The sequence below is a fragment of the Novosphingobium sp. genome, from assembly GCF_024642085.1.
Classification (GTDB): Bacteria; Pseudomonadota; Alphaproteobacteria; order Sphingomonadales; family Sphingomonadaceae; genus Novosphingobium.
In genome coordinates this window covers 12,272-25,299 of record NZ_JAHEBV010000029.1, presented here as the reverse complement: position 1 = coordinate 25,299, position 13,028 = coordinate 12,272, and the positions used below count along the sequence as shown (strand labels likewise).

At 61.0% G+C, this 13,028-nt stretch carries 17 protein-coding genes and 1 tRNA gene; 9 read left to right on the top strand and 9 right to left on the bottom strand.

All coding sequences use genetic code 11. From position 1 onward, the window contains the following. From Q0L62_RS11045 to Q0L62_RS11035, 3 genes are all read right to left on the bottom strand, one after another. Nucleotides 1-449: Arm DNA-binding domain-containing protein (locus tag Q0L62_RS11045; protein WP_296679734.1), on the bottom strand; the 449-nt coding region annotated here is incomplete at its 3' end. Nucleotides 450-667: 218 nt separating this feature from the next. Then, nucleotides 668-1,108 carry a hypothetical protein gene (locus Q0L62_RS11040; RefSeq protein WP_296679733.1) on the bottom strand — a complete coding sequence of 147 codons (441 nt, stop codon included), beginning with the start codon at nucleotides 1,106-1,108 and terminating at the stop codon, nucleotides 668-670. Between the two features lie 135 nt (nucleotides 1,109-1,243). Beyond that, nucleotides 1,244-1,336: transfer RNA gene (locus Q0L62_RS11035), tRNA-Ser, on the bottom strand. 282 nt (nucleotides 1,337-1,618) lie between these two features. On the opposite strand from Q0L62_RS11035, the gene Q0L62_RS11030 reads away from it, so the two are divergent. The 4 genes from Q0L62_RS11030 to Q0L62_RS11015 are packed head-to-tail and all read left to right on the top strand — an operon-like array spanning nucleotide 1,619 to nucleotide 5,309. Then, on the top strand, nucleotides 1,619-2,332 hold the full coding sequence (locus tag Q0L62_RS11030; protein ID WP_296679735.1) for a DUF1134 domain-containing protein: 714 nt from the start codon (nucleotides 1,619-1,621) through the stop codon (nucleotides 2,330-2,332). A gap of 21 nt (nucleotides 2,333-2,353) precedes the next feature. After that, nucleotides 2,354-3,538 (top strand): glycosyltransferase family 87 protein, encoded by a 1,185-nt coding sequence (locus tag Q0L62_RS11025; RefSeq protein ID WP_296679732.1) that lies wholly within the window; start codon nucleotides 2,354-2,356, stop codon nucleotides 3,536-3,538. Nucleotides 3,539-3,569: 31 nt separating this feature from the next. Continuing rightward, nucleotides 3,570-4,760, top strand: a complete 1,191-nt coding sequence (locus Q0L62_RS11020) for an amino acid aminotransferase (RefSeq protein ID WP_296679731.1) — start codon at nucleotides 3,570-3,572, stop codon at nucleotides 4,758-4,760. Between the two features lie 3 nt (nucleotides 4,761-4,763). Further along, nucleotides 4,764-5,309: a GNAT family N-acetyltransferase gene (locus tag Q0L62_RS11015; RefSeq protein ID WP_296679730.1), complete on the top strand. Its 546-nt coding sequence runs from the start codon at nucleotides 4,764-4,766 to the stop codon at nucleotides 5,307-5,309. Here Q0L62_RS11015 and Q0L62_RS11010 read toward each other — a convergent pair. The 6 genes from Q0L62_RS11010 to Q0L62_RS10985 are packed head-to-tail and all read right to left on the bottom strand — an operon-like array spanning nucleotide 5,299 to nucleotide 9,152. Continuing rightward, a complete protein-coding gene (locus tag Q0L62_RS11010; protein WP_296679729.1) occupies nucleotides 5,299-5,916 on the bottom strand; it encodes a riboflavin synthase in 618 nt (205 codons plus the stop codon). The two genes, Q0L62_RS11015 and Q0L62_RS11010, sit on opposite strands and share 11 nt — an antisense overlap. Beyond that, nucleotides 5,901-6,899, bottom strand: coding sequence for a bifunctional diaminohydroxyphosphoribosylaminopyrimidine deaminase/5-amino-6-(5-phosphoribosylamino)uracil reductase RibD (ribD, locus tag Q0L62_RS11005; protein WP_296679728.1), 999 nt, complete (start codon nucleotides 6,897-6,899; stop codon nucleotides 5,901-5,903). Before ribD ends, Q0L62_RS11010 begins: the two co-directional genes overlap by 16 nt. Next, nucleotides 6,874-7,326: a hypothetical protein gene (locus tag Q0L62_RS11000; protein WP_296679727.1), complete on the bottom strand. Its 453-nt coding sequence runs from the start codon at nucleotides 7,324-7,326 to the stop codon at nucleotides 6,874-6,876. Before Q0L62_RS11000 ends, ribD begins: the two co-directional genes overlap by 26 nt. 53 nt (nucleotides 7,327-7,379) lie before the next feature. After that, entirely contained in the window at nucleotides 7,380-8,105 is a 726-nt protein-coding gene (locus tag Q0L62_RS10995; RefSeq protein ID WP_296679726.1) for a YgjP-like metallopeptidase domain-containing protein, read from the bottom strand. Continuing rightward, nucleotides 8,098-8,556, bottom strand: coding sequence for a YcgN family cysteine cluster protein (locus tag Q0L62_RS10990; protein WP_296679725.1), 459 nt, complete (start codon nucleotides 8,554-8,556; stop codon nucleotides 8,098-8,100). Before Q0L62_RS10990 ends, Q0L62_RS10995 begins: the two co-directional genes overlap by 8 nt. Further along, nucleotides 8,553-9,152 (bottom strand): SCO family protein, encoded by a 600-nt coding sequence (locus tag Q0L62_RS10985; protein WP_296679724.1) that lies wholly within the window; start codon nucleotides 9,150-9,152, stop codon nucleotides 8,553-8,555. The genes Q0L62_RS10990 and Q0L62_RS10985 overlap by 4 nt, the downstream gene beginning before the upstream one ends. A 100-nt stretch (nucleotides 9,153-9,252) precedes the next feature. Here Q0L62_RS10985 and Q0L62_RS10980 point away from each other — a divergent pair, with 100 nt between their 5' ends. From Q0L62_RS10980 to ssb, 5 genes are all read left to right on the top strand, one after another. Continuing rightward, the gene (locus Q0L62_RS10980; protein ID WP_296679723.1) at nucleotides 9,253-9,870 is read left to right on the top strand and encodes an ankyrin repeat domain-containing protein; all 618 of its coding nucleotides are present in this window, start codon (nucleotides 9,253-9,255) and stop codon (nucleotides 9,868-9,870) included. Between the two features lie 8 nt (nucleotides 9,871-9,878). Next, nucleotides 9,879-10,535, top strand: coding sequence for a COQ9 family protein (locus Q0L62_RS10975; protein WP_296679722.1), 657 nt, complete (start codon nucleotides 9,879-9,881; stop codon nucleotides 10,533-10,535). A gap of 58 nt (nucleotides 10,536-10,593) precedes the next feature. After that, nucleotides 10,594-10,833 carry a FeoA family protein gene (locus Q0L62_RS10970; RefSeq protein WP_296679721.1) on the top strand — a complete coding sequence of 80 codons (240 nt, stop codon included), beginning with the start codon at nucleotides 10,594-10,596 and terminating at the stop codon, nucleotides 10,831-10,833. Then, on the top strand, nucleotides 10,833-12,674 hold the full coding sequence (locus tag Q0L62_RS10965; RefSeq protein WP_296679720.1) for a ferrous iron transporter B: 1,842 nt from the start codon (nucleotides 10,833-10,835) through the stop codon (nucleotides 12,672-12,674). The genes Q0L62_RS10970 and Q0L62_RS10965 overlap by 1 nt, the downstream gene beginning before the upstream one ends. A gap of 19 nt (nucleotides 12,675-12,693) precedes the next feature. Further along, nucleotides 12,694-13,028, top strand: a 335-nt coding sequence (ssb, locus tag Q0L62_RS10960) for a single-stranded DNA-binding protein (protein WP_296679719.1), incomplete at its 3' end; no start/stop codon positions are given.

The window sequence follows — 13,028 nt, the reverse complement described above, 5'->3', positions numbered from 1 at the left end:
AAGATGCGTGCGCGGTTACCGTTGCGGGTCGATAGCTTCCAGTGGCGCGAATAATCATCCCAGAAGCGCGGAGCGAAATCGCGGAATAGCACCGCGTCACGACGCTCACGCTTGGGCTTCGGCGCCGTCGGGAGCCCATCAAGCGCAACCTTGGCGAGCTGCGCGCGTGCCTGGGCACGCGCCTCCTCCGCGCGCGTCTCCGGTGGGCGGCCAAGCGTGATCCGCTTCTGTTTGCCGCGCTGGCGAAACTGGACGAACCAGCTTTTTGAGCCGGCCGCAAATACCCTAAGGCCAAAGCCGGGAAGCTCGGTGTCCCACCAGAAGAATTCCTTCCCCTTGATCTTGCGCCGGGCGATGTTGCCGTCGAGCCTGACCTTTTCGCTCTTCGACTTTCGCGGGCATCGGATCCGATTCGAATCCGAGATTTGGGCCGCTTTGGGCGTTACCACATGGCCATTCGTTGACATCGATCTTGCTCCTTCATAGAAGGAACTTATTCAGGGTAATCCAATGGTTTATTTTCCATTGCTGCGACATGGTCGCGTACGGTGTGTAGTCGTTTCCAGCTTCCACGGCTGGCACCGGCACGGCTGCCCGAATGGCATTGCGGACGATTGCCCGCACCTGTTGAGAATTGTTGGAGTATACGCCGATTGAGCGATGATATTTAGACGTCGCGAACCTTTAATGGACGTGAAAGGCTGAGGCGAACTGAGTAGTCCGCGCCTTCGTATCCCGCGCTGATATTGGCCTTAGCGGTCGCCCGCCCGGCCGAAGTTATTGCGCTTAGCTCGGTTATCAAATCTGCGTTTTCCTGACGCGAGATTGAGCCGACACGTTCCCCGTCAATGCTGACGAAAAGGGCTGCATTTCCCTCAAAGCTGCCAATCGAAAGCTCGGCTGTTTTATCGACTGTGACGCCGTAGTGGGTTGACCCACCTGTGATCCGTCGCAAAGCCGACTTGTGGAACGACTCCCCGACAACATTTTGATTGAAGCCACGTCCAGCCGATAATGCCGGTAAGTCGCGGACCTGCCAAAAAAAGCCTGTTCGCTTGGCCGTATTCCTTTCCGGCTTCCAGCCGAACAACCGCTTCAAAAGCGACATCTGTGCCTCCGTTCGCCAAATCTTGGCGCACTTTAGAGCTGACTGGTCGGAAATGAACAGCGCGATGTTTATCGGGGAGCGGTTATGGGAACCAGCGTCCAACTAAGGAAAAACCTCAATTAAATCAACGAAAGGTGGCGGAGACGGAGGGATTCGAACCCTCGGTACCGGATTTACCAGTACGACGGTTTAGCAAACCGTTGGTTTCAGCCACTCACCCACGTCTCCGGATTGCAGCGGCGAAGGCGGCCTATAGCGAGGGGCGCCAAGGGCGGCAAGGGGGAGGCTTGCGGAAAGTTTGGCTACGGGTTGGCGCGCGGTGGACTCGTTTGGGCGTAAATCAGACTCGGCTCATCGCCGGTTCATTGTCGCAGCGCCAGCCATGGATTCTGATGACAATCGAGGGGGTTCGTCTGCGCGCCTTAGCGCGGCGAGCGTCCAGACCAAATGGATGGGGATTTAACCATGACACGCCTTTTTGCCGCTACCGTGCGCCAGGCATTGACTGCCATGCTGGGGGCCGCTGCCTTGGCCGCATCACCGGTGATGGCGCAAGTCCAGCCGGTCGATCCGGATAAGGCCATCGACGGGGACCTGTCGAAACCGGCAGGGAGTAGTGCCGCGCCGGCAGCGGCGCCAACCATTGATACCGCGCCAGTTGCGGCCGGCGAAGCTGTAGCGGACCCGGCAACCCAGGCCAGCCAGGCTTCCGTGGATCCGACCGCCGCTTCGGCCAAGGGCGAAACCTATAAGGAAGACGATCTGATCGGCGCGGCTGAAGGTGTGTTCGGCAAGGGTGCCAAAGGCTTGGCCGACCTTATCAAGGGCGTGCTCAAGAAACAGGGCGAACCCAATGCCTATATCGTCGGACGCGAAGGCGGCGCGGCGATCGGGATCGGTGTGCGTTACGGGTCTGGAACCTTGTTTCACAAAGTGGAGGGCAAGCGTCCGGTATATTGGACCGGCCCTTCGATCGGGTTCGATGCCGGGGCCAACGCCGGCAACACCTTTGTGCTGGTCTACAACCTCTACAACAGCCAAGACCTTTATAAACGCTATCCAGCCGGTGAGGGGCAGGCCTATCTGGTCGGCGGTTTTAACGCCAGCTACATGCGGCGCGACGACGTAGTACTGATCCCGGTGCGAATGGGCGTGGGGCTGCGGCTCGGCGTCAATGCGGGCTACATGAAGTTTTCCGAAAAGCAGCGGTGGTTGCCGTTCTGATACTGCAAACGGCCTGAAGCCGTGGCTTGGGGGCAAGGCACGGCAGCACGGTTCCTGGAACTGCGCTGGATCAACCGGCAGCGGATAACGGGCTATTCCGCCGTGCTTCTGCTGGTCTCGGTTGCGGCGACCGGCTTTGCCCTGAACGCTGCACTGGGGCCAGACGGAAGCGATTTCCTTGCTTTTTGGTCGGCGGGCAAACTGGTGCTGGGCGGTAATCCGGCGGCTGCCTACGATCTGGCGTCAACCGGCGCGATCCAGGCGCAGGTCGGACGCAGCGATGTCTTTGCCTTTGTCAATCCGCCGCCCTTCCTGCTGGCGCTTTGGCCGCTTGGGGGGCTGGACTTTGCGGCCGCGTGGTCGGTGTGGGTGGCGGCGACATACCTGCTTTGGCTTGGCGTCACGCGCGCCCTGACGCCGCGTTCTACAGTGCCGCTGGCCGCCTATCCCGGCGCATTGATCGCTGCGACCCACGCCCAGACCGGCTTTATTACCAGCGCCTTGCAGGCAGGGGTCGCCCGGATGCTGGACCGCCGGCCCATCGCGGCCGGACTGTGTCTTGGCGCGCTGGTGATCAAGCCGCACCTGGCTGTGCTTTTTCCCTTTGCATTGGCCGCTGATCGGCGGTGGAAAGCATTTTTCGCCGCAGGCGCCGGGGTGGTTCTGTGGCTTGCGATGGCCTGGGCACTGCTGGGCAGCGAAACGATGATTGCCTACCGCAAAAGCTGGCAAGTCAGCCGCGTGCTTATGGCCGAGGACGACCCGGTATTCTTCCTGCGTCAGGCGACCGTTTATGCACAGTTCCGGGCGTGGGGGATGCCCGTGACGGCGCTGCTTGCACAAGTCGGGGCGACGCTTGCTGCGATTACCATCACATGGCGCAGCAGTGGGCGAAGCAGCGATCTGGCGGGCAAGCTGGCGTTGATCTTCGCGCTAACTCCGCTCGCCACGCCGTACCTGTTTAATTACGACTTGCCCTTTCTGGTCGTGCCGACCCTTTGGCTGATAGCGCAGATGCAGAACGAGATGCTGCACCGCTTCGAACGTGCGGAGCTGCTGGGGCTCTACTTGGCGCCGGCACTCGCCCGCGCGATGTCCTTACCGTTAGGGGTAAACCTGACACCGCTGGTCTGCGTTTGGATGGCCTGGCGTGTGTGGCAGCGCCTAAGCCAAGCTCCAATAATCCCAGATTTGCGCTTGTCGTGACCGGTGCGGCGGGTCTAAGGGCCGCGCCATCATGCTAAGCAACTTGCCCCAACAGCCCGCCGATGCGCTGCTTGCGCTGATCAAGCTCCACAACGACGATCCGCGCAGCGACAAAATCGATCTGGGAGTCGGTGTATATCGTACCGGGCAAGGCGATACCCCGGTATTCGGCGCGATCAAGGCGGCCGAAAAGAAGCTGCTGGAGACGCAGATCTCCAAGGCTTACCTGGGCCCCGAAGGCGATATGGGCTTTGTTCATGCGCTGATGCCCTACATCTTTGGCAAGGACGATCCGACCATGCACGGACGGATCGAGGGGATGCAGGCCCCCGGCGGCACCGGCGCGGTCCGCCTCGCGGTGGCGCTGGCCAAGAAGGCCGGTGTGCAGCGTGTGTGGATGGGCGTGCCCAGCTGGCCCAACCATGCGCAGATTTTCGGTGACCTTGGGGTGGAACTTAAAACCTTCAACCACGCCACGAAGGCGGGCCGGGTCGACATCGACGCGCTGGTCACTGCGCTGAACCTGACCCAGCCGGGTGATGCAGTGCTGCTGCACGGGTGCTGCCACAATCCTACCGGGATCGATTACACGTCCGCGCAGTGGGACCAGATAGCCCCGTTGGTGGCCGAAAAGCAGGTGCTGCCTATCCTCGACCTGGCCTATCAGGGCCTGGGCCAGGGGATGGAGGAAGACGCCTATGGCGTGCGCCGCGTACTGGCCGCAGTGCCCGAAGCGCTGATCGCCTATTCGTGCGACAAGAACTTTGGCATGTACCGCGACCGGGTCGGCGCGATCTATGTCATGGCACCGGACGCCGAAGCGCTGACCCGGGTCTTGTCAAATGGCCATGCTCTTGCACGTGCGGCATGGTCGATGCCGCCTGATCACGGCGGCGCAGCGGTTCGGCTGATCCTGGAAGATACGAACTTGACCGCCATGTGGCTGGACGAGCTGGACACAATGCGTGCCCGCGTGAACCAGGTTCGCGAACGGCTGGCCGCGGCAGGCAAGGCCGGCGCTATCGATCTGGCTCCGCTAGGCCAACAGTCGGGGCTATTCTCTATCCTGCCGTTGTCACCTGATCAGATCCTGGCGCTGCGCAGCGATCACGGCATCTACATGGCAGGTTCGGGCCGTATCAATATCGCCGGATTGACCATGGGCAATATCGACAAGTTCATTGCCGATCTGACCGCTGTTACGGCCTCGGTAGAAGCCTGACAGGTGGATCGTCAGCCGGTCCTTGAGGGGGAACGGCTGCTGCTGCGGCCGCTGCGGCCCGATGACTGGGACGCACTATTTGCCGCCGCCAACGATCCCTTGGTCTGGGAACTTCATCCGGCACACGATCGCTGGAAGGAAAAGGTTTTCCGCGCCTATTTTGAAGATGCTTTGGCTCGGGGCGGAGCATTGGCAGTGATTGACAAGATCACCGGCTCCGTCATCGGATCGTCGCGGATGCAAGGGTACAATCTTGCACACGGCGGGTCGGTGGAGATCGGCTGGACATTTCTTGCGCGCAGTCATTGGGACGGGCGCACCAACCGTGAGATGAAGCGGCTGATGTTGAGGCATGCATTCAAATACGTGGGCCGCGTCGATTTCAGGGTGGGCGAACACAACCTGCGTTCGCGCGCAGCCATGACCAAGATCGGCGGGCGGCTGAGCGAGCGGGACGGCGGTGTGGTGGAGACCGCGTCCGGACCCGCGCGGCACGTGATTTACGAAATTACCCGCGAAGACTTTGCGAACGGGCCGCTCAACCTTTGAGGCTTTGCATCCGCATCAGGTAGCGGGCGAGAACGTCAATTTCCAGATTAACGCCATCGCCAGTCCTTAGCGCACCAAGGGTGGTCACCTCCGCTGTATGCGGAATGATATTGAGCGCGAATTGACAGGTCCCGTCGGCCTGATCGCTCACTTCGTTGACCGTCAGCGAAACGCCGTTGACCGTAATGGATCCCTTCGCAGCGATGTAAGCGGCAAGATCAGCTGGCGCGGCAATGTCTATCCGGATGGAATCGCCAACAGGGGTAGCGGCAACAACCTGGCCGACACCGTCAACGTGGCCGGTCACGATATGGCCGCCCAGTTCGTCGCCCAGCTTCAATGCCTGCTCAAGGTTGAGGCGGCCGCCTTGATCCCACATGCCGGGCATGGTCCGGCTAATGGTTTCGCCCGATATATCGACCGCAAACCAGGCGTCGCCCAGCGCGCCGCCGCGCTCAACCACGGTCAGACACACGCCAGAACAGGCAATGGAAGCGCCGATGGCGATCCGTGCGGGATCATAGGAACAGTCGATGACCGCACGCAGATCGCCCTTTTGCCGGACTTCGCGCACGGTGCCGATCGCGGAAACTATACCAGTAAACATCGGCTGTGCTCGTAGACGGCAAGGGTGTCGTTGCCAAGCGTGCGCGTATCGTCCAGCCGCCATTCACCAGAAGCTGACAGCGCTTGTGCGGTCAGCTCGGGAAGGGCGGGTCCGTCACCGCCAACGGTCAGCGGTGCGCGGTACAGCATCAGACGGTCAACCAGACCGGTAGTCAGGAATGCGCGCGCTGTCTGCGCACCGCCTTCGACCATCAGGTAATGTGCATCACTCATAGCGCCGATCGCATGCGGATCGTGGAGCGCACGCCAGCCATTTGGCACAGCTTGACGGGTCAGCAGCCAGCGCTCGGGGCTGCGGTCCTCAAGACCGGGCAGACGTACGTCAAGACGCGGCTCATCGGCGCGGAACGTTCCACTGCCAACGACAATTGCGTCCATTTTCGCGCGCACAGCGTGAACATGCGCCCGGGCTATGTCGCCGGTCAGCCACTGTCCCTTGCCGGGCCCGGGAGTCAGATGGCCGTCAGCAGACAGGGCGAGCTTCAGCGTGACATGCGGGCGGTCAAACCTGGTTCGGGTCAGATGACCGGCCAGACTGATGCGGCATGAGCGCGATGAGGCGACATCCACCGCGATCCCGGCGCGAAGCAGCCGTTCGATTCCGCGCCCTGCTGTTCTTGGATCGGGATCGGAGCAGCCCACCACGACCCGGCGCAGCCCGCTTTGGGCAAGCAGGTCGGCGCAGGCCGGACCGCGGCCGCTCTGATGGGCGCACGGTTCAAGCGAGACGTAGAGTGTCGCGCCGTCCGCATTGCCACCCAGCAAATCCAAAGCACAGGCTTCGGCGTGAGGCCGGCCGCCTTGACGCGTAAAGCCGCGGGCAAGGACGATCCCATCGCGGACAAAAAGTGCTCCTACCGATGGGTTTGGTCGTGACATGGGAACGCCGTGAGCTGCCAGCGCTGCTGCCGCATCGAGCCAGCGATTGTCTGCAGCGTCAACGGCCAATCGGGACCCTGCCATCCGGCTGTATCATTGCCTCGGCCTTGGACTTGGCCTCTGCAACTGCCTTTGCCTTGTCCGCATCGGCTTCGGCCTTGATCTTGTCGACGTTGACGCCCGTGGCGCGACCGAGCGACATCCACATATCCTGGCCAACCTTGTCGTATTCGCGCAGCCGCTCTTCCTGCGCGTCCTTGCGGCGCTGGTTTTCGGCAATGAATTGTTTGGTCTCCGCGTCAGTACGGTGTTCCGGCCAAGATGTGATGTAGGTTATTTCCGGCAGCGGGCGGGCTTTTTTCCAGCTCTCACCCTTCATGATCGAAAAAACGCCAACTGTGCACAACAGGGCGAGAGCTGCAAAGCGCCAGCGGTTCGATCCAGCCTCTTTAAAAACCATGCGGAAATCGGCGATCGCGCCCACCGGATTAACATTACGCAAGAAGTTCATAGCGCAGACATAGGCTGCGTCGCCGGTTTCCGCCAGCCATCTGTTGTCACAGCTTAGCCAAGCGGCAAGTAAAGGCTGCGTCCATCACGCTTCAGCCAGCGGTTTGCGGCGCGCAGATCGCCTTCAAACAAGTTGCCCAGCAGGGTATGAAAAGACGTACTGTGATCAAAATAGATCAGATGCGCAACCTCGTGCGCGACCACTGAACGGCGCACGAAATCGGGCGCCATGACCAGCCGCCAGTTGATCCTGATGGTGCCGTCGCGGGCACAGCTGCCCCAGCGTCGCTGCGCGCTGCTCAGCATCAGACCGGGTACCGGCTTGCCCGCTTTGAGACAGTAGTGGTCCAGATCGGCGACCAGCAAGCGGCGCGCTTCCCCCTGAAGCCAGCGGGTCAGCCGGCTGGGCAGCGATTCGGCCGGGCCGCCCACATGCAATGCGCCCTCTGCAACAGTCACGCGGCGCGGCGCGGTAGGGTTGTGACTGATGGTCAGCTCTTCCCCCCGATAAAGAACTATTTTGCCATGGCCCGGCACCATGTCTGGCGGCAGGGCATCGATCTGCGCCGCCAGCCACGCGGCCTTGCTACGCGCAAATGCCAGCCCCTCGGCGCTGCGACCCCACTGCGGCAGAGTTACGCGGATTTCTCTGCCGTCGGGCGCGAGACGCATGGTCATGCGGCGGGCCTGCGCGTTACGGCGCAGCACCAGCGGGACCAGCCTGCCGCCGATATCGACTGCCAAAGCCTGCTCTCTGGGACGCAGAAGCCAATCAATCATCGGCCAGTTCCATGCCCGGTGGCAGTATGATGTGCTGTTCAAGCGGGCCGGCCACCGTTTCACTGATCGCGCGGCCGCGCACCGATATTCCGGCATCGTGCACCGCCTGAGGATCGCCGCAGACCAGGTAATGCCATTCGGGCAGCGGCGCATTATCGGCGCGCAAGCGATAGGCACAGGTATCGGGCAACCAGTCGATCGACAGCGCCAGCTTGGGGTTGAGTTTGAGGCAATCAGGGACGTGGCGCTTGCGGTTGGGATAGTCGCTGCATCGCGCGGTCGGAATGTCGAGTAGTTTGCACGCGACGTTGGTGGGGTAGATTACGCCGGTATCTTCATCTTCGGCCTTGTGCAGGCAGCAATTGCCGCAACCATCGCACAGCGCTTCCCACTCGGTCCGGTTCAGCCGGTCGAGGGGCAGGGTCCAGAAATCGGGGCGAAGGTCATTCACTTTACCGCGATAGCAAGATCAGCGGCTACTGACTCGGCATTTTTGTCGATCGGCAGCGTTTCGATCGGCTGGCCCTGCGGATCGAACAGATAGGCCGCGCGGCTGTGGTCCATAAGGTAGCCGCCCGGCAGGACCTTGCCCTTTAGCGCAAGCGCCTTGAAGTTCCTTATTGCTTCGTCAACTTGATCCTGGGTTCCTGTGAGGCCGAGCAGGCGAGGCGAAAAGGCGGCCGCGAATTCGCCCACCTTGGCCGGAGTGTCCCGCGCCGGATCGATGGAAATGAAAATCGGCTGGACCTTAGCAGCGCGGTCAGGATGCTCTTTGGCAAAGCGGTTGAAGCCCTGCATCAGCACGCCCACATCCATCGGGCACGCATCGGGGCAAAAAGTGTAACCGAAATAGACGATCCGCCAGCGCCCCGCAAAATCTGACCAGCGCACTGTCTTGCTGTTCGCATCGACAAGGGTGAATGTTCCGCCAATCGGAGTGCCCGTGATGTCGGTTCCCTGCAGTTCTTGAACTGCCGGCTGCGAAGGGCCGCAGGCACCCAAGACGGCCAAGGCGGGAAGGATTACAAATGTCCAGGGCTTGGTCATGGCGCGCCGGTTAATGCTCTGCTAAATCGGGACGCGCAAGAAGCGCTTGCTGGGCTATGCCCAGTTGTCAACGAGTTGCCATTTACGAGGATTCTGCTCTGTGTCGTACCGCCGCTTGGCCCGTATTGCCGCTTTTCCGGTCTTTTGTGCAGCCCTTACCTGGTCGCTGCCGGCAGCCGCACAGTTTTCGGATGCCTACAAGTTTCTCGAATCAGTGAAGAAGAAGGAAGGTCAGCAGGTCACCGACGCGCTGGACAAGGGCAATCCCAACCTGATTAACACCCGCGACGTGACCACGGGCGAAACGGCCTTGCACATTGTTACCCAGCGCCGCGACCTTACCTGGATGCAGTATCTCATCGGCAAGGGCGCTAACGTCAACGCCCGCGACGTGAAGGGGCAAACTCCGCTGGTGGTGGCAAGCAATTTCAGCTTCGTTGAAGGAGTTGACCTGCTCGTCAGCCACGGCGCCAAGGTTGATGAAACCAACAACGCGGGGGAAACGCCGCTGATTACGGCGGTCCATAACCGCAACATTGCCTTGGTGCGGATCTTGTTGAAAGCGGGGGCAAACCCGGCCCGGTCCGACAATTCGGGCCGGAGCGCAATTGATTATGCCGCCATCGATGGCAAGACGGGGACTATCTACACAGAACTTGATGCTACGCGAAAGTCCAAGTCGGCGGCAGCCAAGCCTGCTTACGGCCCCAGCTTCTGAACAGTGCCATGACCCCACAGTTTGCCTCACTTGACGACATGCGCCGGGCACTGGCTCCGGCGCTGGCCGAAGCTGCCGTCTGGGACGGCTGGACAGAAGCCGCCGTGCGCAGTGCAGCAGCAGCGCAAGGTATGGATCCGGATGGCGCCGCATTTGCCTTCAAGGATGGCGCAATGGCGATGATCGCAGCCTGGGTTGCCGCAATCGACGCTGACATGGCTCGCGTCTTGCCGCCTGAAACTCTGGCGCAGATGAAAATCCGGGAACGGATTCGTACGCTTGTGCAATTTCGCCTCGATTCTGCCGAACCACACAAGGAAGCACTTCGCCGCGCACTGGCGATCATGGCCATGCCGCAGAATGCCGGGCGCGCGCTCAAGCTTGGTTGGGCCAGCGCCGATGCAATGTGGCGGCTCGCTGGGGATACGGCGACCGATTACAATCACTATACCAAGCGCCTGACGCTTGGATCGATCTACGCTGCGACTCTGTCGGTATTCGCCAGTGATGAGAGCCAAGGTCACGCAGACACCAAGGCCTTTCTTGATCGGCGGATCGAGGATGTAATGCGCTTTGAAAAGGTGAAGGCACGCCTGCTGCGTCCGCGCGAGGAAATGTTCAGCCCGACCCGCATGCTTGGCCGTTTACGCTATCCGTCGCGCTGATCATATTTCTATTGCGAATGACTTGCAATAACAGCAAGCATATGGCAGCGGCTTAGTGATGACTCTCGACCTTCTACCCGTCGGCCAGCGCGCGCGTATTACAGCCGTTGATTGGGATGGGCTTGTTCCGGAAGAAGCGCAGCGGCTCCAAGCCTTGGGAATCGACGCGGGGGCAAGCGTGGAGATTTCCCATCGCGGGATCTTCGCCGGTCGTGACCCAATCGCGCTGATGATCGGACGGATGACCGTGGCGCTGCGCCGCGCCCATGCCCGGGCCATGACAGTGGAGCCGATTTGATGGAGGGGCAGGGCAGCGCGGCACTGGTCGGCAATCCCAATGCGGGCAAAAGCGCGCTGTTCAATGCGCTGACCGGTGCGCGGCAGAAGATTGCCAACTATCCCGGAGTCACGGTTGAGCGCAAATCCGGGCGGCTGAACTTGCCCAGCGGCGCGCCGATTGAACTGACAGATCTGCCTGGTTCCTACGGACTGACCGCAACAAGTCCTGATGAAGAGGTGACGCGTAAGGTCATTCTCGGTGAGTTTTCAGGAGAGGCTGCACCTGGTGTGCTTATCGTCGTTCTGGATGCCTCAAACCTTGAACAGCATTTGGTCTTTGCCCAGGAAGTGATTGCGTTGGGAAGGCCGACAGTGGTCGCTCTCAACATGGTCGATCTGGCCGAGCGTGACGGGTTGGTCATTTCATCTGACGCGCTGCAAGAGGCGCTGGGCGTACCAGTGATCCCGACTGTCGCGGTGCGGCGGCGCGGGCTGGCTGAATTGACGCAGGCTATTGCCGAAGCCCAGGCCAAGCCGCGCGGCGCGCCGCATCCGCCGGTTCAGCTGGTCGAACGGCGGGTTACTGCCCACGCCATTGCCGAAGGTGCGATCATATCGGAAAGTCGCCGCCACCGCATCCATGCGCGGCTTGACCGGCTTTTGCTGCACCCTTGGGCGGGGCCGTTGATTCTGGTCGCGTTGCTGTTCGTGGTATTCCAGGCTGTGTTTACCTGGGCAACGCCCTTCGCGGATGCGCTGGAAGCGGGCGTGGCTTGGCTGATCGCCCAGACTCGCATTGTGTTACCCGACAATCTGCTACGCGACCTCATCACCGACGGTATTATGTCGGGCGTTGGATCGGTGGTGGTGTTCCTGCCGCAGATTGTAATCCTGTTCTTTTTCATCCTGGCGATGGAGGCATCCGGCTATATGGCTCGCGCTGCGTTCCTGATGGACCGGCTGATGGCAGGGGTTGGCTTGTCCGGGCGCAGTTTTATTCCGCTACTGTCCAGCTTTGCCTGCGCGATTCCCGGCATCATGGCGACGCGGAGCATCACCGACCCCAAGGACCGCCTGACAACAATCCTGGTTGCGCCGCTGATGACGTGCTCGGCCCGGCTTCCCGTCTATGCAGTGATCATCGCCGCTTTCATCCCCAACCGGTCGGTACTGGGCCCCGTTGGTTTGCAAGGGCTGGTGCTGCTGGCCCTCTATGTCTTCGGCGTGATTTCGGCGATGGTCGTGGCGCTAGTGCTTCGCCGCTCGATCACCAAGGGTGCGGCCAGCGGCTTCATCATGGAGTTGCCCAAGTACCAGATGCCCCGGATCAAGGATCTGGCGATCGGCCTGTGGCAGCGGGCATGGATATTCCTGCGCCGCGCCGGCACAATTATTTTCACTGTCACCGTTGTGCTGTGGATCCTTCTCAATTTCCCCCGCGCTGGTGACGGGCAAAATCAGGTCGACGCCTCGATCGCTGGCAAGATCGCCAACGGCCTGGCAGTGGTGGTCGAACCGATCGGTTTTAACCGCGATATCGCGCTGTCGTTGATTCCGGCCATGGCCGCGCGCGAAGTGGCGGTCAGTTCGCTCGCCACCTCTTACGCAGTGGCCGCCACCGACGAGAACGCACAGGCTCGTCAACTGGGCGACCGGCTGAAAGCCAGTTGGACCTTGCCAACCGCGCTCGCCTTTCTGGCGTGGTTTGTCTTTGCGCCCCAATGCATGAGCACAATCGCCGTGACTCGCCGCGAAACAAACGGGTGGAAATGGCCCGGCTTCATGTTGCTGTATCTGTTCGCCCTGGCCTACATCTTTGCGGGAATCACTTACTGGAGCGCCGTCGCTCTCGGATTGTAGAAATGAAGCGAGGATTTAAATGGCAGGCAGCGTCAACAAGGTCATCCTGATCGGCAATCTGGGTGCCGATCCGGAAGTGAAGTCGTTTCAAAACGGCGGCAAGGTCTGCAACCTGCGCATTGCCACTTCCGAAAGCTGGAAAGACCGCAACACCGGGGAAAAGCAGGAACGCACCGAATGGCATTCGGTCGCGATCTTCTCCGAAGGCCTTGCGGGCGTAGCGGAACGCTTCCTGCGCAAGGGATCAAAGGTCTATATCGAAGGCCAGCTGCGCACTCGCAAATGGCAGGACCAACAAGGGCAGGATCGCTATTCGACCGAAGTGGTGCTTCAGGGCCCCGGCGCGGTTCTGAC